Consider the following 19,590-nt stretch of genomic DNA (forward strand, 5'->3'; position numbering starts at 1 on the left):
GGTGAGCGTGCGTCCGATCGCCAACGCGGCGGTCGCGGTCGTCTCCTTGCTGTTGGCGGTACTGGTGCCCGTGGTGCTGGGGCTCGCGGTACCGGGACTCCTGGTGCTCGGGAGTGGCCCCGCCGCCGCGGCGTCCCTGACCGGACCCCCGAGCGCGGCGGCGCCACCGGAAACCGGTCAGCCCAGGGCCGCGAGTCCGCTGCCGGCGGGTCTCGCCGCCGCGAGCTGGCTCGTCGCCGACGCCGGCACCGGGGAGATTTTGGCGGCCAGCGGCGCGCRCGTGCGCGACCTGCCCGCCAGCACGATGAAGATCCTCACCGCGCTCGTCGTGCTGCCGGCGCTCTCGCCCGACCTGATGGTCACGGTGGGCAAGGACGCCGCCGAGGTCGACGGCACCAAGGTCGGGCTCGTTCCCGGCCAGCGCTACCTGGTCCGCGACCTGGCCACGGCGATGATGATCGCCAGCGGCAACGACGCCACGCTCGCTCTGGTCGACGCCGCCGGCGGCCGCGAGGCCGTGCTGGCCAGGATGAACGCGCTGGCCGCCGCGCTCGGCGCGACCGACACCGTCGCCATGGACCCGACCGGCCTCGACGCGCCGGGGCAGCTCACCTCGGTGCGTGACCTCGCCGTCCTGGGGCGGGCCGCGATCGCGGAGCCCGCCGTGAGCCGGTACCTCACCATCCCGCGCGCGTCGCTGCCCACCCGCGACGGCGGCCGCTTCGAGATCCAGAACCACAACCTGCTGCTCGGCACCTACGAGGGCACCCTCGGCGTGAAGAACGGATACACGGTCGCCGCCGACGCGACCTACGTCGGGGCCGTCCGCCGGGGCGGGCGGACCCTCGTCGTGGCGCTGCTGCGGACCGCGCCGAACTACGCCACCGACGCCCGCGCCCTGCTCGACTGGGGCTTCGCGAACGACGGTCTGGTCGATCCCGTCGGCGAGCTGCCCCCGGCTCGGGCCGTGGGCGCCCGCCCGGGTGCCGACCGCGCCCGGGCCGCCGGCGCGCCTGGCGGCACCGGGCGCGAGGACGCCGGGCAGCGGACCGACGGGGACGGGTACACCGCGCCAGCGGGCGCGGGCCGGGAGCCGCCGGCCGCCGGCAGTCCCGACGAGGGGCACACGGCCGGCGGGGGGGTCGGCTGGGTCACCTGGATGGCGCTTGGCCTGACCGTCCTCGCCAGCGTCCTCACGGCGCTCACCCGTCGCCGCCGGGCCCGGGCCCGGCCGCACCCGTCCCGTGCCCGCCGGCCTCGCCACCTGGCCCATCCGCGTGGTGCCCGCCACCGGCAGGCCCAGCACTGGCACGCCCCGCAGGACCGGCACCGTCCGGCGGGCCGGCAGCCGACGCCGCGCCAACGTCCGCCCGTCGAGACGAACGACGGCTCGGTCACCCGCCGGCGCCGGGAACCGGACGCCCGTCCCTGAGCGATGACGGCTGGCCGCCCCGCCGGCCCGGCCTGGCGGCTGCGAAGGTGGAGGCGTGACTCTGTCGAAGCGTGCGTCCTGGTTCCTGGTCGCGGTGGGTGTGTGGTCGTGGGTGATCTGGCCGACCTTCCTGCGCAACATCTGGAAGGACGACCGTTCCTGGCACGACGGCCCAACCGGTTTCTTTCTGGTCCATCTCGTTCTGACGATCGTGTCCCTCGCCGTCGGGACCGCCGTCGGCTGGCTCGGCGTCCGCGGTCTGCGCGGCTCCACCCGCGCCGCCGTCGACACAGCCGCCGTCGACACAGCCGCCGTCGACGCGGCCGCGCTCGACGCGGCCGCCCTCGACGTCAGTCGTGGGCGGCTGTCCGGGCGGTGAGCAGGCCGGCATAGCCGAGCATGCCCAGACCTGCCAGGACGTCGATCCCGCGCACCGCCCGCGGCGACAGCCGCCGGCGGGTCAGTGCGGTCACCCCGGCCAGCAGGCTCACCGAGGTCAGGCTGCCGAGGCCGATGCCCACCACCAGGGCGATCGCCCCGCTCGTCGTGGCCGTGGCCCCGGCCACCGACGCTCCCGCGAACAGCGCCGCCCACGACGCGATCGTCAGCGGGTTCGACGCGGTGGCGCCCAACGCGGTCACGAACGCCCGCCGCGGCGCGGCGACCTCCAGCTCCGTCTCGCCGCCGGCGCGGACCCGCAGCGCGCTCCACACCGTGCGCAGCCCGAGCACGGCGAGCACACCCGCCCCGCACAGCCCCAGCACGGTCCGCAGGCTGGTGATGGTCAGCACGGGAGCGGCCCCGGCCGCGCCCGCGGCGGCGTAGAGCAGGTCCATCGTGGCGATTCCCGCGCCGATGGCCAGCCCGGTCGTGAAACCGCTGCGCAACGTGGACCGGATCAGGAACAACGACATCGGCCCGATCTGCGCCGCGACCAGCAGCCCCAGCGCCAGCCCGACAAGCAATGCGTGCATGCCGTCATACCCTGGCCGCCGTTCCCAGCGGTGTCGAAGCGATTTCCGCCGGCCCGCCGGGCTGGCGGCCGCCCGGTCAACCCCTGTACGCACAGGACCCGCGGGCGGCCGGCGGTGAGCTGTCGCACGCATGCGATAGACAGGGCCGGGACGGGCGAGGTGATGACGATGCCAGCACAGGCGGATGCCGCGGCGGGCACGGAGCCGGGCACAGCGGTGAGTACGGACGCCGCCCCGGCCGCGGAGATGTTGTCGGTCGGTCCTGAGGCGGCCGGGGTTCCTGCTCGGTCGGCGCGGGCGGTCGGGGAGGTCCGTTCCTCGGGCGGGCGGGAGCGGGCCGAGGAACTGCTGCGGCAGCTCGCCGGCCCGCACGCCCGGCTGCGCGCGGACCAGTGGCAGGCGATCGACGCGCTGGTGAACGGGCGCCAGCGGGTGCTGCTGGTTCAGCGCACCGGATGGGGCAAGTCCGCCGTGTACTTCCTCGCGACCGCGCTGCTGCGGGAACGGGGCGCCGCCGCCTCCCACGGCTCCGCGCCGACCGCCACGCCCGCCGAGCCGGTGCCCGACGAGCCCTGGCCGGACGAGCCGGCGGACCCGGACGACTTCTACGGGGACGGCGGTTACGACAGCGCGTACGACGAGGCCGGGCCGGCCGACTACGACGAGAGCTCCGTTCCGCCGGTGCCGGACGATCTGGCAGCGGGCTGGGCCGCCGGCGAGCTCGGCGCGGCCCGGCGGCCGGCGTGGGCCGCGGCCGCGCGCGACCACGCCCCCAAGGGGGCCACGGGAAGCATGCCGGGACAGCCGCGTGCCGCCTCCGGCCGGGTTGGGCCCACCGTCATCGTCTCGCCGCTGCTCGCGCTGATCCGCAACCAGGCCCAGGCCGCGGCGCGGCTGGGCATCCGAGCCGGTGAGATCCACTCCGGCAACGTGACCGAGTGGGACGAGGTGTACGCGGCGCTGCGCGCCGGCGAGCTCGATGTCCTGCTCGTCGGGCCCGAGCGGCTCAACAACCCGTCGTTCCGGGAGGACTACCTGCCCGAGCTCGCCGCCACCACCGGCCTGCTCGTGATCGACGAGGCGCACTGCATCTCCGACTGGGGCCACGACTTCCGTCCCGACTACCGCCGGCTGCGCACGCTCATCGCGGGCCTCGGCGCCGGCGTGCCGGTCCTCGCGACGACCGCGACGGCGAACAGCAGGGTCGTCGACGACGTCGCCGAGCAGCTCGGCGGCACCGCGGGGCGAGGCGGGGCCGCCGCCGACGGCGGGGGCGATCGGGCGGGGGAGGCCGAGACGCTGGTGCTGCGGGGCTCGCTGGACCGGGAGAGCCTGCGGCTGGCCGTCGTCGAGCTGCCGTCGGCCGAGGCCCGGTTCGGCTGGCTCGCCGAGCACCTCGACCGGCTGCCCGGCTCCGGGATCGTCTACACGCTCACCAAGCCGGCCGCCGAGGAGCTGACCGTCTTCCTGCGCGCGCGGGGCTTTGCYGTCGCCGTCTATCACGGTGGCACCGAGGCGGCCGAGCGCATCGCGGCGGAGGAGGACCTCCTCGCCAATCGGGTGAAGGCGCTGGTCGCGACCTCGGCGCTCGGGATGGGGTTCGACAAGCCCGATCTCGGTTTCGTCGTCCACGTCGGCGCGCCGAGCTCGCCGATCAGTTATTACCAGCAGATCGGCCGGGCCGGCCGCGCCGTCGAGAAGGCGGAGGTCGTGCTCCTGCCGGCCGCCGAGGACCGCGACATCTGGAAGTACTTCGCCGACACCTCCTTCCCGCCGGAGGCGGTCGTGCGCGACGTGCTCGCCACCCTCGGCCAGGCGGGCAGGACGATGTCCACGCAGGCGCTCCTGGCCGCGGTGAACATCGGGTCGGGCCGGCTCGAGTCGATGCTGAAGGTTCTCGACGTCGACGGCGCGGTCCGCCGGGTGAAGGGCGGCTGGACGGCGACCGGGCAGCCGTGGCACTACGAGGCGGAGCGCTATGCACGTCTTTCCGTGGCCAGGGCCGCCGAACAGCGGGCGATGCTCGACTACATCGCCACCACCGGCTGCCGGATGGAGTTCCTGCGCCGCCAGCTCGACGACCCGTACGCCGCGGCGTGCGGGCGCTGCGACCGGTGCACCGGTCAGTCCTGGGACACCGCGGTGTCCCAGGCGGCGCGGGAGCTGGCGCGCGCCGAGCTGCGCCGCCCCGGCGTCGTCGTCGAGCCGCGCAAGATGTGGCCGACCGGGATGAAGACGCTGGGGGTGAGCCTGTCGGGGCGGATCCCGGCCGGCGTCGCCGCCGAGCCGGGCCGGGCGCTGGCCCGGCTCAACGACATCGGCTGGGGCAACCGGCTGCGCCCGATGTTCACCCCGGGCAGCGCGGACGGGCCGGTGCCCGACGACCTGGTGGATGCGGTCGTCACCACGCTCAAGGCCTGGGACTGGTCGCGCCGCCCCGCCGCCGTGGTCGCGATGCCGTCACGGTCCCGGCCCCAGCTCGCCGCGAGCCTCGCCGGCCGGATCGCCGCCGTCGGCCGGCTGCCGCTGCTCGGGGCCCTCGACCGGATCGCCGACTCGCCACCGGCCGGCACCGTCCACAACAGCGCGCACCGGCTCGCCGGCCTGGTGGGCGCGTTCGCGGTCCCGCCGGCCGTCGCCGCCGGCCTCGGCCGGGCCGGCGGCCCGGTTCTCCTGGTCGACGACCTCATCGTCACCGGCTGGACGATGACGGTGGCTGCCCGCCTGCTCCGGGAGGCCGGCGCCCCCGCCGTGCTCCCGTTCGCCCTCGCGCTGGAGACCGGGTGACGTAGGCCCCGCCGAACCGCGCCACAGGTGGCGAGGCGGGACAATCGGCCGATGGGCATGGACGTGCTGATCCGACCGGCTGAGGACGACGACTGGCCGGGGATATGGCCGTTGTGGCACACGGTGGTCGCCGCGGGCGAGACCTATCCCTATGACCCGCAGACGTCGAGCGAGGCGGGCCAGGCGATGTGGTTCGCCGCGCCGCCGGCCTACACCTGGGTAGCCGTCACCCCGGATGGCCGGTTCGTCGGCACCTACCAACTCACGCCGAACCAGAGCAAGCTCGGCGACCACGTCGCGAACGCGAGCTTCATGGTCGCGGCCGAGGCGCGCGGCCTGGGCGTCGGGCGCCAGCTCGGTGTGCACTGCCTGGACGCGGCCCGCGCGCTCGGTTACCGGGCGATGCAGTTCAACGCAGTGGTGACCACCAACATCGCCTCGCTACAGCTGTGGCGCTCGCTCGGCTTCATCATCGTCGGCACCGTTCCCCGCGGTTTTCGGCACGCCGTCCACGGCGAGGTCGATATGCACATCATGCATCGTTTCCTTTGACCTGCCCCGGTCTCGACAAGTGCCGTTTCGATGGCTGTGCGCCGCCGCGCGGCCCGGTCCTGGATGATTCTCGCGGGCTATCGGCCCGGCCACTGACGGACGCCGGCGCCGGCGCGTGGCGTGGGCCTGGGTCGTATACCGAGGCCGAGATGACCAGCGCGTCATCTTCCTAGAAGGATGTATGCGCCACGCGGGCGCCGGTGTCGATTCCTGAAAAAGATATTGGGCGGGCGTCGTGCGACGGGTTCTGGCTCTGGGGCGAGGGCCCATCGTCCGGGGAGCGTCGGCGCGAACAGCTCGGAACACCTGGGGAACGACGCTGGCGGAGGAAGCGAACCTCTCCGTCGGTGTCGGCGCGGGCTGGCCCTGGAACCCGCTCCCACCGCGCCGGTACGCGTCGCGCGTCGACCGGCGGGTCGTGGGAACGGCTGCGCGACGGGCGGAACCGTGGCAGGTGAGCGCGGGTGGGCTGGCGCCGCGCGTCAGCCCGTGGCGGCCTGGCGTCGCCGCGCGCCGCGCGATGTCGGCCGCCGGGCCGGTGAGAACGAGCCGGCCCGGCCTTTCCGTGGTATGTGTCACATTTTTTCAGTCAACGCCAATCGTTGACGGCCGTCGGCCCCACCGAGTTGTCCGCGATTGGTCTGCGGGTTGTCACTCGTTGGTCCTTGAATTGGTGCCGAGCGTGCTCGCCCGCGCGTGTCCGTCCGGCCGGAATCCCACGTCCGGCGATCGTCCGCGGGCGGTCGCGTGACATCCGGATGCCTATGTATCGGCATTGTGAACTTAGTGGGGGCGGCCATGGACATCTGGCCGAGAGCCCCTAGCCTGGTTCCACGGCTTCTTCTGGCTCGCGGACAGGAAGGCGGCAGGACGGCATGGTGTGGGAAGAGGACAACCGCTGCACGGCGACCGTCATGGGCGGTGGCCGTGGTTATGTCGCGCACCGGTGCGGCAAGCGAGCGCTGCGCGGTGACCCCGAGGGCCTGTGCCGGGCGCATCGGCTCGAGCGTGAGGGCAGCCCCGAGAYGGATGCCGAGGCGGAACGTCGCTGGCGGGACCAGAAGGCCGCCGAGCGGCGTCTGTGGGAGCTGTGCCGCCACCTCACCGACTTCTACAGCCTGCCGGTCGACCTCCAGTACGACGAGGCCGACCCGACCCACCCGCCGACCGGCCGTCTGATCATCGAGCCCGAGGACCTGCTCCGGGTGCTGCGAGCCCAGGACCTGATGCCCCGCGCCAGCTGACCTGGCACGGCCCCAGCGCGTCCACCGGAAGATCGCCGCGAAAGCCCTGAAGCTGGCAAGTCCTGAAGCCCGGCGCTGTCCCGCCTACCGTCGTCCCTGCCCACTGTCACCCCCGCCCAGCGTCGCCGCGTGACGCCGGGCTCCGCGATCGTGACGCGGCCATTCGGCGGAGGCCTGTCAGCGAACCGCCGTCCGTGGGCAATCCGCGTTCGTTCCACGCGACGGACCTATACGGCTTGTCCACGTGACGGACCATGCGACTGGCCCACATGACGGGCCCACGGAGCGGACGCCGTCGACGGCTCCCGCCGCCGACCCGACGGCTGGCCCGCTGCCACCGCCTCGCCTCTTGTCTGCGCGTGCCCCGTACCCGCCGCCTACCCCGGGGGGCAGAGCGGCGGCAGCGCCTCGCACGCCGCCGACGTCGGTACCGTCGGTGTCGCGGTCGGGCCGCCGCCCGATGGTTTGCCGGTCGGTGACTTGCTGGTGGACGCCGGGGTGGTGACCGGCGCGCTGGTCGGCGGAGTCGCCGGCGCGCTGGCCGTCGGCGTCGCGGTCGGCGTCGGCGGCGCGGTGGTGCGCGGCACCGCGCCGCGGCGGGTTGGCGTGACGGGCGGCCCGCTCACCGTCGGATCCCCGGCGGGCGGCGGCGAGAAGGCCGGCGCCGTCGTGGGCGCCAACGTCTCCGTGTTGTTCACCGTGATGGGCGCGACGTCGGACGGCTGGCTTCGATTGGTGAGCAGCAGGCTGACCGCGATCGCGGCGCCGACGACGACCGCGGCGGCGATCGCGGCGATCACCAGTGAACGTCTGTTGTCGCCGGAGCGACGCCGGCCGCCCTGGTTGCGCGCCCGGTGGAACGGCTCCTCCGCCGAGACCGCCTCGAGGCCGGAGAGCTCGTCCGAGTTGGTGCTGGAGATCTCCTCCTCGAGCGCGCGCAGATGGGCCGCGGCCAGTGGGGAGCCCACCGGCCGTCCCGCCCCGGCGCGCTGGGTCCCGTCGTCGTCCGTGCCGCTGACGTCCTCCAGCCCGGCGTCGCCACCGCCCTCGGCCCCGGCGATGGCCGGGCCGTTGACCACGAAGGCGGGGACCGGCTCGCTGTTGCGCGCGATCGGGACCAGCCGCTGGCGGATCTCGTCGGCGTTGGGGCGCTCCTCGGCGGCCTTGTCGAGCAGGTCGGCGAGCAGGGGGCGCAGCGGTCCCGCGTTGCGGAAGGGCCGGCGGCGGCCCTCGACGACCGCTGACAGCACGGCGTAGGTCTCCGGGCCCTCGTACGGCGGTGAGCCCTCCACGGCCGAGTACAGGGTCGCGCCGAGGCCCCACAGGTCGCTCGACGGGGTTCCCGACGACCCGCGGATCCGCTCCGGGGCGATGTAGGCCGGCGAGCCGACCAGCGCGCCGGTGCCGGTGAGCGTCATGTCGCCCTCGGTCGCGGCGATGCCGAAGTCGGTCAGCCGGACCCGGCCGTCGCGCCCGAGCAGCACGTTGCCCGGCTTGACGTCCCGATGCAGGACGCCCTTCTGGTGTGCGGCGCCGAGGGCCTCGATGAGCGCGAGACCGATCGCCGCGACCTGGCCAGGCGGGAGCGGGCCGTGGTTGCGGATGACGTCGCCGAGGCTCTCCGCGTCGACCAGCTCCATGATGATCCAGTGACGCTCCGCCTCCTCCGCGACGTCATGGACCGCGACGATGGAGGGGTGGTTCAGGCGCGCGAGCGCGCGCGCCTCACGCAGCACGCGGGCGCGGATCGCGTCCCGTTCGTTCTGCGCTCCGGCCAGGGGAACAAGGATCTCCTTGACCGCGACATGACGTTGGAGGACCTCGTCCTCACCACGCCACACGACGCCGGCGCCGCCACGACCGATCGGTGCGTCAAGGCGGTAACGTCCGGCGACGATGCTAGGTGTGCCGCTCCGGGAGGTCTCCGGCGGCACGCTCGCCGATCTGGCCATCCTGTCAAGTCTGACAGACTGGGTGATAGACGCGCACGGAGCCCTCCCAGGACGGGGGATTCTCGGGGCGGCGGGAGCCGCCTTCGTCGGCCAGCGCGAAGCGCGGCCTCGGGGAACCGCCAGCCGGGGCAGGCACTATGGCCTGCCGCGAGGCCGGATGGTGATTGGCCAGCGGGGCGCGCGGGCCCGTCAAGACGCCGGCCGGAACGAGGCGAACATCTGCTGCCTCAGCGGCTGGTCGACGGTCCATCGCTCTTCCCCGGTCTGCCAGTAGAGCAGGTATCCATGGCCGCCTCGGCTGGCGCCTCGGTCGAGCACATGGACCTTCCCCCCGTCCGTGCGATACGTGAACTCCAGGTCTGCCTCGGACGTGCCCTCGCCACCATCCGCCGGCGCGAGACGCACCTGCTGGAAGCCCGGGTAGCGCTGAGCATCACCGCTAAAGGCCGTCTCGAAGTTCTTCAGCCAGTCGTCGAGCACAGACCGGGGCGCCGACGCGAGACTACCGACCCGCAAGAACGTACCAGTGCCGGGATCGACGAAGTCGACCATTCCTGGGCCACCGGTGCCCACCTGGCGCTGCCACAACGCCGGGTAGGCGAGTGACCAGCCGCTCGGGTCCACATAGGAGACCCAGCCCGGCGGCGCGACCATCGGCGTCGAGTCGGTCGCCAGCGCCGCCGCGGCCGCATCGCCAGGGGTCGCGCCGTTCGCGACGGCCGCGGTGACCGGGGCCGTCGACTGGGCGTCCGGCTTGTCCCCGTCCGAGGACGAGAGCCGTACCACCAGCAGCGCCAGCGCGAGCACCACGATGAGCACCACCAGGATGATCATGACTCGGCGTTCCGCGTGCGACCGCGCGGTCTGCTGCGCCGAGCTCGGCCGCGCCGGCGGGCGCGGCGCCGGCCGGTCCGGCCACCCCGCGCCGCTGCGCTGGYTGGTGCCACCGCCGCCCGCTGGGCGGTCCGTGGCGGGCTCGTCGGCCCCGGGGGGTTCCAGGACCGGGGCCGACGTGGAAGCGCGGTCGATGACCGTCGTGCCCGGGGCCGAGCCGGCCATGGCGACCGTGCCCGTTCCTGTGCCCGCGTCAGCCATGGCGACCGTGCCCGCGTCGACGGCCGCCGTCTCTACGGGCCGCTCGTCGCTCGTCGCGCCGGTCGTCGCCGTGGGCGCCGGGGCGAACGCCGGCGCTGCCGGGCTCGCCGAGGGGGCGGCCGGCGGGCTGGTGACCGGCCCACCGCTCAGGACGGTCAGATCCGCCGGCGCGTCGGCCTCGGCGGGGGCGGGCGAGCCGGAGGTGTCCGTCTCGGGAACAGGTGTCGCCAGGAGGGCCGTCGCGCTCGCCTCGCTCTCCGCGCTCTCCGCGCCGCCGTGGACCTCGGAGGCGTCCCGTAGGACGCGGGTCGGGCCTTCCTCGGTCGACACCGCGGCTGCGGCGGTGGCTCCGGCCGTCGACGCCTGGGCGTCGACGGAGCCGGCCGCGGGCACGCCTGCCGGGTGCGGCGGCGCGACCGTGGCCTTGGTCCGACGGGACGGCTTGGCCGCGGCCTGGCGTGGCGCCGTGGCCGCGGGCGGGGCCGGCGGCGGAGCGGAAGCCGCGGGGGTTCGCGCCGCCACCGGTACCGGCGCCGGCGGCACCGACCGCGGTGCCGGGGCTGGCGGGGCCGACCGGGGCGTGGCCGCCGGCGCCGGCGCCGGCCGAGCGGACGTGAGACCGGCCGCGGCGGGGCGGGACGCGGCGGGGCGGGGCGTCCTGGGCTGGGTGCCCCCGGTGCGGGACGACGTCTCGCCGGACAGGTCGCGCAGCCGGGAGCGCACGACGGTGAGCGAGGGCCGGTCGGCCTCTCGCTGCGCGAGCATCGTCCGCAGGATCGGCCAGAGCGGCCCGGCATGCCTGGGCGGGCGGATCAGGCCCTCGACGACCGACGTGAGGATGTCCACCGGCGTGGCACCGCCGAACGGCGGCTCACCCTCGACGGCGGCGTAGAGCGTGCCGCCGAGTCCCCAGACGTCACAGGCCGGCCCGCCGGCGTCGCCCTGCGCGCGTTCGGGCGACAGGTAAGCGGGCGATCCGATGACCTCGCCGGTACTGGTGAGCCGCGGGTCGCCCTGGCTGACGGCGATCCCGAAGTCGGTCAGCCGAGCCTGCCCGTCGGGGGTGACGATGACGTTGCTCGGCTTGACGTCGCGATGTATCACGCCGAGCCGGTGCGCCGCGTCCAGCGCGTAGGCCAGGGAGATCCCGATCTGGGCGACCCGCTCGACGGGCAGGCCGCCGTCGCGCTCGATCAGGGCCGACAGCGCGTCCCCCTCGACGAGCTCCATCACGATCCAGGGCAGCTCGCCGTCGTCGATGACATCGAGTACCCCGACCGCGCCTGGGTGGTGGACCCGCCCGGCGGCACGTGCCTCCCGCAGCACCCGTTCCCTGGCCTGCGCGACGGCCATCCCGGCGCCGGCGGGCAGCCGGACCTGCTTGATGGCGACAGTCCGGCGCATGATCTGGTCGGTGGCGCGGTGCACCACCCCCATCCCGCCCTCGCCGATCACCTCGTCGAGCCGGTAGCGCCGGCCCACGACGGTCCCGGGGGGGAAGACCGCTGGTCGGCCGRCTCCCGACGCTGACCGGCCTTCGCCTGACATCTCGTGCTCCCTCATTCGTCGCCCCCCGGCCCGCGCGTCCGGYCGTGCCCAGGTTCATCCGAGCACATCCGGCCGCGCGCCGGTACACCTGATGCCCGGCTCGTCCCCACGTGGGTCCCACCGTCCCAGGCCCGATTGTCCGACTCTCCCCGCTCGCGCGCGTCGCCGGATCGGCGAACCGGAATCGTTACAGTTCTGCCCTACGCTCGGGACGATGACGACGACAACGGGTGAGGCACTGCCCACCGTGGAGGAGATCCGGCGGGCGCCGAAGGTGCTGCTGCACGACCACCTGGACGGCGGGCTGCGGCCGGCGACGGTGGTGGAGCTGGCTGACGCGTGCGGGTACACGGCGCTGCCGACCACCGACATCACCAAGCTGGGCGGGTGGTTTCGCGGCGGGGCCCACAGCGGCTCACTGGTTCGCTACCTGGAGACGTTCAGCCACACGGTCGCGGTCATGCAGACCACGGACGCGCTCGCCAGGGTGGCCCGGGAGTGCGCCGAGGACCTCGCCGCCGACGGCGTCGTCTACGCCGAGATCCGGTTCGCCCCCGAGCTGCACACCGAGCGCGGGCTGTCGCTGGACGAGATCGTCGAGGCGGTGATCGACGGGCTGCGGGTCGGCGCGGGTGGCACCGGCCTGCACGCGCGCGTGCTGCTCACCGCGATGCGCCACCAGGCCCGCTCGCTGGAGATCGCCGAGCTGGCGATCCGCTGGCGCGAGCGGGGCGCGGTCGGCTTCGACATCGCCGGCGCCGAGGCGGGCAACCCGCCGACCCGCCACCTCGACGCCTTCCAGTACATCCAGCGCGCCAACGGCCACTACACGATCCACGCGGGCGAGGCGTTCGGGCTGCCGTCGATCTGGGAGGCCGTTCAGTGGTGCAACGCCGACCGGCTCGGCCACGGCGTGCGCATCGTCGACGACATCGCCGTCGACCCGGACGGGCGGGCCACGCTCGGCCCGCTGGCGAACTACGTCCGCGACACCCGGGTGCCGCTGGAGATGTGCCCGTCGTCGAACGTGCACACCGGCGCCGCGGCGAGCATCGCCACCCACCCCATCGGCCTGCTGCGCGACCTGCGCTTCCGCGTCACCGTGAACACCGACAACCGGCTGATGAGTGACGTCACGCTCAGCAGCGAGTTCGCGACGCTGGTGGACACCTTCGGCTACGGCTGGTCGGACATCCGCTGGTTCACCCTCAACGCGATGAAGTCCGCCTTCCTCCCCTTCGACCAGCGCCTCGACCTCATCGACAACGTCATCAAGCCCGGCTACGACGCCCTGTCCGGGAGGGCACCGGGCTGGTGACGCCGTGGGCGCGGACGGAGACCGTCACCGCCGCCACGAAGGCGACTGGCTTGTCGGACCTGGGTGCCATCCTCGCCGTGTCGGGTCCGAGAACGTCCGGGAAGGTCTCCGTGGCTACTGATATTGGTGTGGATGGCCCCGTGACGGCGGTCGACGGTGCCGGCGGGGGGCGGCTGGGCCCGGACGGGCTGGTGCGCTGCCCCTGGGGGATGTCCGCCCCCGACTACGTCGCCTACCACGACGAGGAGTGGGGGCGGCCCGTGCGGGACACGGTGGGGCTGTTCGAGCGGCTCAGCCTGGAAGCGTTCCAGTCGGGCCTGTCGTGGCTGACGATCCTGCGCAAGCGTGACGGGTTCCGGAAGGCGTTCGCCGGCTTCGACCCGGCGGCCGTGGCGGCGTTCGGTGAGGCCGATGTCGAGCGGCTGCTCCTGGACGCCTCGATCGTCCGGAACCGGCGCAAGATCGAGGCGACGGTCGTCAACGCGCGGGCCATCCTCGCGCTGGAACGCCCGCTGGAGGAGCTCATCTGGTCCTTCCAGCCGGACGCGGCGGCCCGCCCCGTCCCGCGCACGCTCGCCGACGTCCCGGCGACGGTGCCGGAGTCGATCGCGCTCGCCAAGGCGCTGCGCCGCGCCGGGCTCGTCTTCGTCGGCCCCACCACGAGCTATGCCCTGATGCAGGCCTGCGGCCTCGTCAACGACCACCTCGCCGACTGCTTCGCCCGGGGCGCGGCCGGCGGATGACCGTGGGCCCGCGCGCCGAGTGACCCTCAGCCCGGGCGCGGGACGGGGTCCGGCGGTCCCAGATCGAGCGCGTACGTCTCCCCGACCAGATCGACGCCGAAGCTGCGATGCGGCTCGCGGGCGACCAGCGTGAAGCCGGACCGCAGGTAGAGCCCGCGGGCCGCGGCGAGGACGTCGTTGGTCCAGAGCGTCAGCCGTTCGTACCCGGCGGATCGGGCGTGTGCCAGGCAGGTGTCGACGAGTTCCCGGCCCACGCCGTAACGCCGAAACCGCGGCTCGACGAGCAGCATCCGGAGCTGGCCGACGCGTTCGTCCGTCTCGAAACAGAAGACGCAGCCCGCGCGCTCGCCGTCGACCTCCGCCACCCAGCCCAGGTCACGCGGGGAGCGCCGGTTCCTCCACTCGGCGACCAGGGAGAGCACGAGCTCCTCGAACGAGGAGTCCCACCCGAACTCGCTGGCATACAGCTCGCCATGCCGCTGGATGACCCAGCCGAGATCGCCCGGCCTGCCGATCTGACGTAAGGACGTCGCCGTGCCCACCCCAGCTCCCTCCGACTGATACGACTGTGTCAGTGACACGACCGTATCAGTACAGTGGTGGCCGTGACCACGTCTCGCCGGCCGGAACTGCTCGAAGCCGCCTATCGCTACGTGCTCCAGCACGGCCTCGTGGACCTCTCACTGCGGCCGCTGGCCGATGCCATCGGATCGAGCACCGGTGTCCTGCGCTTCGTGTTCGGATCGAAGGAGGGCCTGGTGGCCGCGCTGCTGGAACGGGCGCGCGCCGACGAGCTGCGGCTCATGCAGGTCGTCCCCGAGGACGCGGACCTGGCCGTGGTGGCGACGGCCGTCTGGCGATGGCTCGCGGACCCGTCCAACGAGCAGATCCTGCGCCTGTGGGTCGAGTCCTACGCGAACTCGCTGATCCAGCCGGACGGCCCCTGGGGCGGCTTCGCGCAGCGCACCGTCCGGGACTGGTTGGACCTGTTCGAACGAGGCCAGCGCCCCGGCGTGGCCCGCACCCCTGACGGTGAACGGCAGCGAAGCGCCGTGCTGGCGGTGCTCCGCGGGGGACTGCTGGACCTGCTCGGTACCGGCGACGAACCGCGCGTGACCACAGCCGTGGAGTCAGCCATCGACGCGCTCACGACCCCGAAGCTCGGGGCCCTCGACGGCTGACGCCGGTCAGCCGGCCGGGCTGGTCAGGCGGCCGGGCTGGTCAGCCGGCTGGGCTGGCCGGGCCGGAGCCGAGGCCGGCGTCGCGGGCGCGCACGATGGCCTCGGCCCGGGTCGTGACGTCGAGTTTGGCGAGGATCGACGACACCCGGTTGCGGACGGTCTTGTCGGCCAGGAAGAGGCGGGCGGCGATCGACCGGTTGTCCAGCCCGTCTGCCACCAGCTCCAGCACCCGGACCTCGGCCTCGGACAGCTGCGGGAACATCTGTGGGGAGAAGCCGCCGACCGCGTGGCGGACCTTGCTCGCCACCCCCGTCCCGATGACCAGCTCGCCGCGGGCCACGGCCTCTAGTGCCCGCGCGACGTCCTTCTTCGACGACTCCTTCAGCAGGTAGCCGCGCGCCCCCGCCTGCAGGGCGGCCTGCAACGAGGCGGTGTCCTCGCTCATGGTCAGCACGATGACGGCCGTCTCGGGGGCCTGCTCGGCGATGCGGGCCGTCGCCTCGATGCCGCCGAGGCCCGGCATGCGCAGATCCATGAAGACGACGGCCGGCCGGTGGCGCAGCACCGCGTCCAGCGCCGCGCGGCCGTCCTGCGCCTCGGCGACGACCGTCGCCCCCAGCTCGGCCAGCAGGCCGCGCAGGCCGTCCAGGAACAGGGGATGGTCGTCGGCGATGACGACCCGGACGGACGACATCACGACGCCCTCCGCTCGCCGAGCGGCAGGCGGGCCCGCACGACCGTGCCGCCACCCACGACCGTGCCGCCACCCACGGCCGCGGCGCCGTCCACGGCCATGCCGCCGTCCACGGCCGCGGCCGCGGCGGCCGCGGCCCGGTGCACCTCCAGGCGGCCGCCGACCTCGCCAGCCCGCTCCCGGATGCTCTGGAGCCCGACCCCGGGCACGGCGTCCACGGCGAGCCCCATACCGTCGTCGACCACCTCGACGACCAGCCACGGCGGCTCCTGGCGGACGCGGACCACGCACCGCCCGCAGCCGGAGTGCCGGACCGCGTTCGTCACCGCCTCGGCGACGATCCGGTACGCCGCCACCTCGGTCGCGGCCGGCAGCGTGCTCTCCGCCGTCGGGGTGCTCTCCGCCGGCTGGTCGGCCTGCGCCTCATCCGGCAGGTCGAGTGTCACGATCGGCGCGAACGGCGCGACCAACTGGCGCAGCGCGACGGTCAGCCCGCCGTCGTCGAGCGCCGGCGGGCGCAGGTTCTCCACCACGTGGCGGATCTCGCGCACGGTGCCGCGCAGCCGGTCCCGGATCAGGGCGGCCTGCGCCGCCGCCGGGTCGGCCCGGTCCTCCAGCCCGTCGGTGAGGCTGTCGAGCTGCATCGCCATGGCCGCGAGCTGCGGGCCGATGCTGTCGTGCAGGTCCCGGCGCAGCCGCCGGCGCTCCTCCTCACGGGCGGTCACCAGACGGTCCCGGCTGCGCCGCAGGTCGTGCTGCGTCGCGGCGGCGTCGAGGAGGTCGCCGGCGCGGCGGGCGACGTCGTCGAACATCGCCCGTTCGGCGGCGTTGAACTCGTCGGCCGGGTGGCGCCGGCCCACGACCAGCGTGCCGGCCTGCCCGGTCCTGGCATGCAGCGCGGCACGCTCGACCGCGTCGACCGGCGTTCCCGTCTCGATCATCGCCAGCCGCTCGTCCACCGGGTGAATGGCGACATAGGGCACCTTGAGCGCGCGGCGTACACCTTCGGCGAGTTGCGCCAGCGCGTCGATCGGCCCGGTGGCCAGGTCGAGCCGGCCGTGCAGGGCGGCGAGCACCGCGTACGGGTCCCGCGCGGAGCCGAACAGCAACCGGTCCACGAACCGCTGCACCTGGTCGCGAGCGGCCGCCGCGACCAGGGCGGCGACGGCGAGCACGCCGTAGGCGACGCGCTGGCCGGGGACGAGCGCCCCGGCGGAGGCGACCGTCGCCGCGTAGGCGAACAGCAGAAAAACGGTGAGCAGGCCGTATACGACGGTCCTGCTGAGCGCGGCGCCGATGTCGAACAGCCGGTGGCGGACGACGCCGACGCCGATCGCGGCGACCAGCAGCAGCATGCCGACGCCCATGCTCAGGCCGTCGGAGTCCGAGTCGCCCTCGAGGAGGAGCCCCGCGAGGGTGGCGCCGACGAGGCCCACCATGCCGGCGACCAGCCACTGCAGGCGCGCGCGCTCGACGCCGGCCGAGCGGCGCAGCCGGGTGACGACCGCGGCCAGCCCCACCAGCCCACCCCCGAGCATGATCAGATATGCGGTGATCACGGTGGTGTACAGCAACCAGGTGGCGTCGTCGACCGCGAGCGGGTTCGTCAGCTCGKGGGAGACGTCCGTGCTGACGGGGGAGAACATCCGGGCCGTCAGGTGGCAGGCGATGAGCGCCGCGAGGACCGCCGCGACGCGACGCCAGCGCGCCGACGGTAGCCGGCCGTCCGGGAACAGCAGCGGCACCAGTCCCCACAGGACCATGTACGGGACGTATCCCCAGACCGCGAACCAGGTGGCCACCTCCTGCCCCGGCAACTCGGCCTGGCCGGGCACGAGGGCGAGGGCCGCGTACTGGGTCGCCAGCAGGTAGGGCCCGGTCAGCGCCGTCGACAGCAGCACCCAGCCCACCCGGTTGCGCGGCTGGTGGACCAGCACGAGCGCCGCGACCAGCGGGAACGCGGTCGCGAGGACCAGGTCGGCGCTCGACAGCACGGTCCGGTGCGCGGTCCGGTCGGTGACGTATCCATGCAGGGCGATCGCGCCGAACGCGCAGCCGATCGACAGCAGCGTCAGCAGCACGGCGAGGACCGAGGCCGCGACCACCGCCGGCGTCATGGACATCATCGGCGTGATCGATGCCGGCCCTGCCGCGGTGGCGGCGGTGCCCGTGCTCGGGCCGCGCCCCGCGCCCCTCGGCTCCGCGGTGGGCGTGGCCCGGTCGAGGCCGTCATGGACGACGGCCCCGTCGGCACGGCTGTCGCCGTGGTCCAGCGTCAACGTGTGGGCGCCCATGTTCCCCAGGATCCCGCGCGATACCGCTGGTAGCCGTCCTGTCGGTGACCCCGGACCTGTCGGGTGCGCGTCCCCTGCGCGGGCCCGCTGTCCCTCGTTTCCGGGACAGCGGGCGCAGGACCTTGCTTTCAGACGCCGACGGCGACGAGGCCGCCGGCAGACGAGAGGACGGATGACATGACAACCGCAACTGCCCCCGCCCGCCACGCCGCTCCCGCCGCCGGCGCGGTGGCCCGCCCCCGCTGGACCTGGCTGGGCGTCGGCGCCGGCGTGCTCGGCTTCGTCGCGACGGTGGTCACCGCCACCGGCGTGTCCGACAAGCAGGTCGGGCCGGGCGTGATCGACAAGATCTCGCGGACCTCGACCCAGATAGGCGGCGCGATCGGGTACGTGGCCGTCGCGCTTCTGCTGGTGCTGGCCGCCTGCTGGCGCTCGAAGATCATCCAGGCGTTCCCGGACAGGGTGGCGGCCCGGGTGGTGGCGGACGCGTTCGTCGCCTCGGCCGCGGCGCTGACGTTCGGCTACGGCTGGAAGCTGGCCCTCGCCGACTACATGCCCGGCGGGATGGACGAGAAGCTCTTCACCCGCGAGGGGCAGTTCGTCTACTACATGCTCTGCGACTTCGGCCCCTGGATCGGCTACCTGGGCGTCGTCGTGGCGGCGGGCGCCGTCGCCTGGCTCGGGCTGCGCGACCGGCTCGTCTCGAAGTGGCTGGGCATCGTCAGCCTGATCCCGCCGCTCGCGGTGCTGTTCATGGCCTGCACGATGTCGATCGCGGGCTTCCCCGGCATGGTCGGCCCGATCTGGCTGATCATCGCCTTCGCCGGCCTGAGCCTCGGCAAGCACGAGCTCACCGGCACCGCGAAGGCCTGACACCTCGCCTCGGTCGTCGAACGCCGTCGGCCCGCCTGGTTCACAAACCAGGCGGGCCGACGCCATGCCCGGACCATGACTCAGGGCTGCATTTCGGCCAGGACGTCGGCGGTGGACGAGAGACCCAGGCGGGTGGCGCCGGCCTGGACGAACGCCAAGGCCTGGGAGGCGGTCTTGATCCCGCCGGAGGCCTTGATCCCGAGCCGGCCGCCGACGGCGGCGTGCATCGCGCGGATGGCGCGCAGGCTCGCGCCGCCGGCGGGGTGGAAGCCGGTGGATGTCTTGACGAAGTCCGCGCCGCCGGCCAGCGAGGCGCGGCAGGCCGACCGGATCGTCGCGTCCTTCAGCAGCGCCGTCTCGAGAATGACCTTGAGGACGACGGGTGCCGGCACCGCGACGCGGATCTGGTGGATCTCGAACTCGATCGCGGCCCAGTTCTCGTCCACCGCGTTCGCGATGTCGATCACCATGTCGATCTCGGTCGCGCCGTCCGCCACCGCGCGCCGCGCCTCGTCCACCTTGACCGCGGTCAGGTGGTTGCCGTGGGGGAAGCCGACGACCGAGGCGACCGCGTAGGCCGGCGGGCCGCCGTTGCCCACGGACCGCGCCTCCCGGCGGGCGCTGGCCGCCGCCAGGTAGACGTGGGTCGGCGCGACGCAGACGGCGGCGACCTTGAACTTCGCCGCGTCCGCGCACAGCTTGAGGACGTCCTCGTCGGTGGCGTCGGGCTTCAGCAGCGTGTGGTCGATGATCGCCGCCAGTTCCGCCCGGTTCGTCGGCACCGGCGGTAGTGGTGGCGACTCGGGCGCTGGCGGGAACTTGTGCGGGTTGGTCGTTCCCGAGGTGCCGGCTGGCTGGTCAGGTTCGTCGGCTGCCGTCGTCATGGCCCCATCTTTCCGCGCG

At 74.0% G+C, this 19,590-nt stretch carries 16 protein-coding genes; 9 read left to right on the forward strand and 7 right to left on the reverse strand.

The features are described 5' to 3' along the window. Position 1: 1 nt before the first annotated feature. Both BCD49_RS02770 and BCD49_RS44740 read left to right on the forward strand, forming a co-directional pair. The gene (locus tag BCD49_RS02770) at positions 2-1,432 is read left to right on the forward strand and encodes a D-alanyl-D-alanine carboxypeptidase family protein (protein ID WP_071041070.1); all 1,431 of its coding nucleotides are present in this window, start codon (positions 2-4) and stop codon (positions 1,430-1,432) included. Between the two features lie 55 nt (positions 1,433-1,487). Then, entirely contained in the window at positions 1,488-1,811 is a 324-nt protein-coding gene (locus BCD49_RS44740; RefSeq protein WP_007517120.1) for an SCO4848 family membrane protein, read from the forward strand. Here BCD49_RS44740 and BCD49_RS02780 read toward each other — a convergent pair. Then, positions 1,783-2,406: a LysE family translocator gene (locus tag BCD49_RS02780; protein ID WP_007517119.1), complete on the reverse strand. Its 624-nt coding sequence runs from the start codon at positions 2,404-2,406 to the stop codon at positions 1,783-1,785. The two genes, BCD49_RS44740 and BCD49_RS02780, sit on opposite strands and share 29 nt — an antisense overlap. A 168-nt stretch (positions 2,407-2,574) precedes the next feature. Between BCD49_RS02780 and BCD49_RS02785 the strand changes: the two genes are divergently transcribed. The 3 genes from BCD49_RS02785 to BCD49_RS02795 all read left to right on the forward strand — a co-directional run bounded on the left by BCD49_RS02785 (position 2,575) and on the right by BCD49_RS02795 (position 6,989). Then, positions 2,575-5,193, forward strand: a complete 2,619-nt coding sequence (locus BCD49_RS02785; RefSeq protein ID WP_007517118.1) for a RecQ family ATP-dependent DNA helicase — start codon at positions 2,575-2,577, stop codon at positions 5,191-5,193. Positions 5,194-5,244: 51 nt separating this feature from the next. Continuing rightward, a complete protein-coding gene (locus tag BCD49_RS02790) occupies positions 5,245-5,745 on the forward strand; it encodes a GNAT family N-acetyltransferase (protein ID WP_007517117.1) in 501 nt (166 codons plus the stop codon). 875 nt (positions 5,746-6,620) lie between these two features. Beyond that, on the forward strand, positions 6,621-6,989 hold the full coding sequence (locus BCD49_RS02795; RefSeq protein ID WP_071041071.1) for a hypothetical protein: 369 nt from the start codon (positions 6,621-6,623) through the stop codon (positions 6,987-6,989). A gap of 377 nt (positions 6,990-7,366) precedes the next feature. Here the strand turns inward: BCD49_RS02795 and BCD49_RS02800 are convergent, their stop codons facing one another. Both BCD49_RS02800 and BCD49_RS02805 read right to left on the reverse strand, forming a co-directional pair. After that, positions 7,367-8,830: a protein kinase domain-containing protein gene (locus tag BCD49_RS02800; protein WP_007517115.1), complete on the reverse strand. Its 1,464-nt coding sequence runs from the start codon at positions 8,828-8,830 to the stop codon at positions 7,367-7,369. A 300-nt stretch (positions 8,831-9,130) separates the two neighbouring features. After that, positions 9,131-11,584 (reverse strand): serine/threonine-protein kinase, encoded by a 2,454-nt coding sequence (locus BCD49_RS02805; RefSeq protein ID WP_071041095.1) that lies wholly within the window; start codon positions 11,582-11,584, stop codon positions 9,131-9,133. A gap of 214 nt (positions 11,585-11,798) precedes the next feature. Between BCD49_RS02805 and BCD49_RS02810 the strand changes: the two genes are divergently transcribed. Both BCD49_RS02810 and BCD49_RS02815 read left to right on the forward strand, forming a co-directional pair. Continuing rightward, positions 11,799-12,902 (forward strand): adenosine deaminase, encoded by a 1,104-nt coding sequence (locus BCD49_RS02810; RefSeq protein WP_007519645.1) that lies wholly within the window; start codon positions 11,799-11,801, stop codon positions 12,900-12,902. Between the two features lie 122 nt (positions 12,903-13,024). After that, entirely contained in the window at positions 13,025-13,645 is a 621-nt protein-coding gene (locus BCD49_RS02815; protein WP_051466520.1) for a DNA-3-methyladenine glycosylase I, read from the forward strand. A 26-nt stretch (positions 13,646-13,671) separates the two neighbouring features. Here the strand turns inward: BCD49_RS02815 and BCD49_RS02820 are convergent, their stop codons facing one another. Beyond that, entirely contained in the window at positions 13,672-14,187 is a 516-nt protein-coding gene (locus BCD49_RS02820; RefSeq protein WP_007519649.1) for a GNAT family N-acetyltransferase, read from the reverse strand. Between the two features lie 54 nt (positions 14,188-14,241). Between BCD49_RS02820 and BCD49_RS02825 the strand changes: the two genes are divergently transcribed. Continuing rightward, positions 14,242-14,826, forward strand: a complete 585-nt coding sequence (locus BCD49_RS02825; RefSeq protein WP_007519651.1) for a TetR/AcrR family transcriptional regulator — start codon at positions 14,242-14,244, stop codon at positions 14,824-14,826. 40 nt (positions 14,827-14,866) lie between these two features. Here BCD49_RS02825 and BCD49_RS02830 read toward each other — a convergent pair whose 3' ends face one another. Both BCD49_RS02830 and BCD49_RS02835 read right to left on the reverse strand, forming a co-directional pair. After that, entirely contained in the window at positions 14,867-15,520 is a 654-nt protein-coding gene (locus BCD49_RS02830) for a response regulator transcription factor (protein ID WP_007519653.1), read from the reverse strand. Beyond that, the gene (locus tag BCD49_RS02835; RefSeq protein WP_083401199.1) at positions 15,520-17,814 is read right to left on the reverse strand and encodes a sensor histidine kinase; all 2,295 of its coding nucleotides are present in this window, start codon (positions 17,812-17,814) and stop codon (positions 15,520-15,522) included. Before BCD49_RS02835 ends, BCD49_RS02830 begins: the two co-directional genes overlap by 1 nt. A 177-nt stretch (positions 17,815-17,991) precedes the next feature. Between BCD49_RS02835 and BCD49_RS02840 the strand changes: the two genes are divergently transcribed. Beyond that, positions 17,992-18,687, forward strand: coding sequence for a hypothetical protein (locus BCD49_RS02840; RefSeq protein WP_007519657.1), 696 nt, complete (start codon positions 17,992-17,994; stop codon positions 18,685-18,687). 80 nt (positions 18,688-18,767) lie between these two features. On the opposite strand, the gene deoC is transcribed toward BCD49_RS02840, so the two are convergent. Continuing rightward, positions 18,768-19,571, reverse strand: a complete 804-nt coding sequence (gene deoC, locus BCD49_RS02845; RefSeq protein WP_007519658.1) for a deoxyribose-phosphate aldolase — start codon at positions 19,569-19,571, stop codon at positions 18,768-18,770. Between the last annotated feature and the right edge of the window lie 19 nt (positions 19,572-19,590).

This window comes from Pseudofrankia sp. EUN1h (genome assembly GCF_001854645.1).
GTDB lineage: Bacteria > Actinomycetota > Actinomycetes > Frankiales > Frankiaceae > Pseudofrankia > Pseudofrankia saprophytica.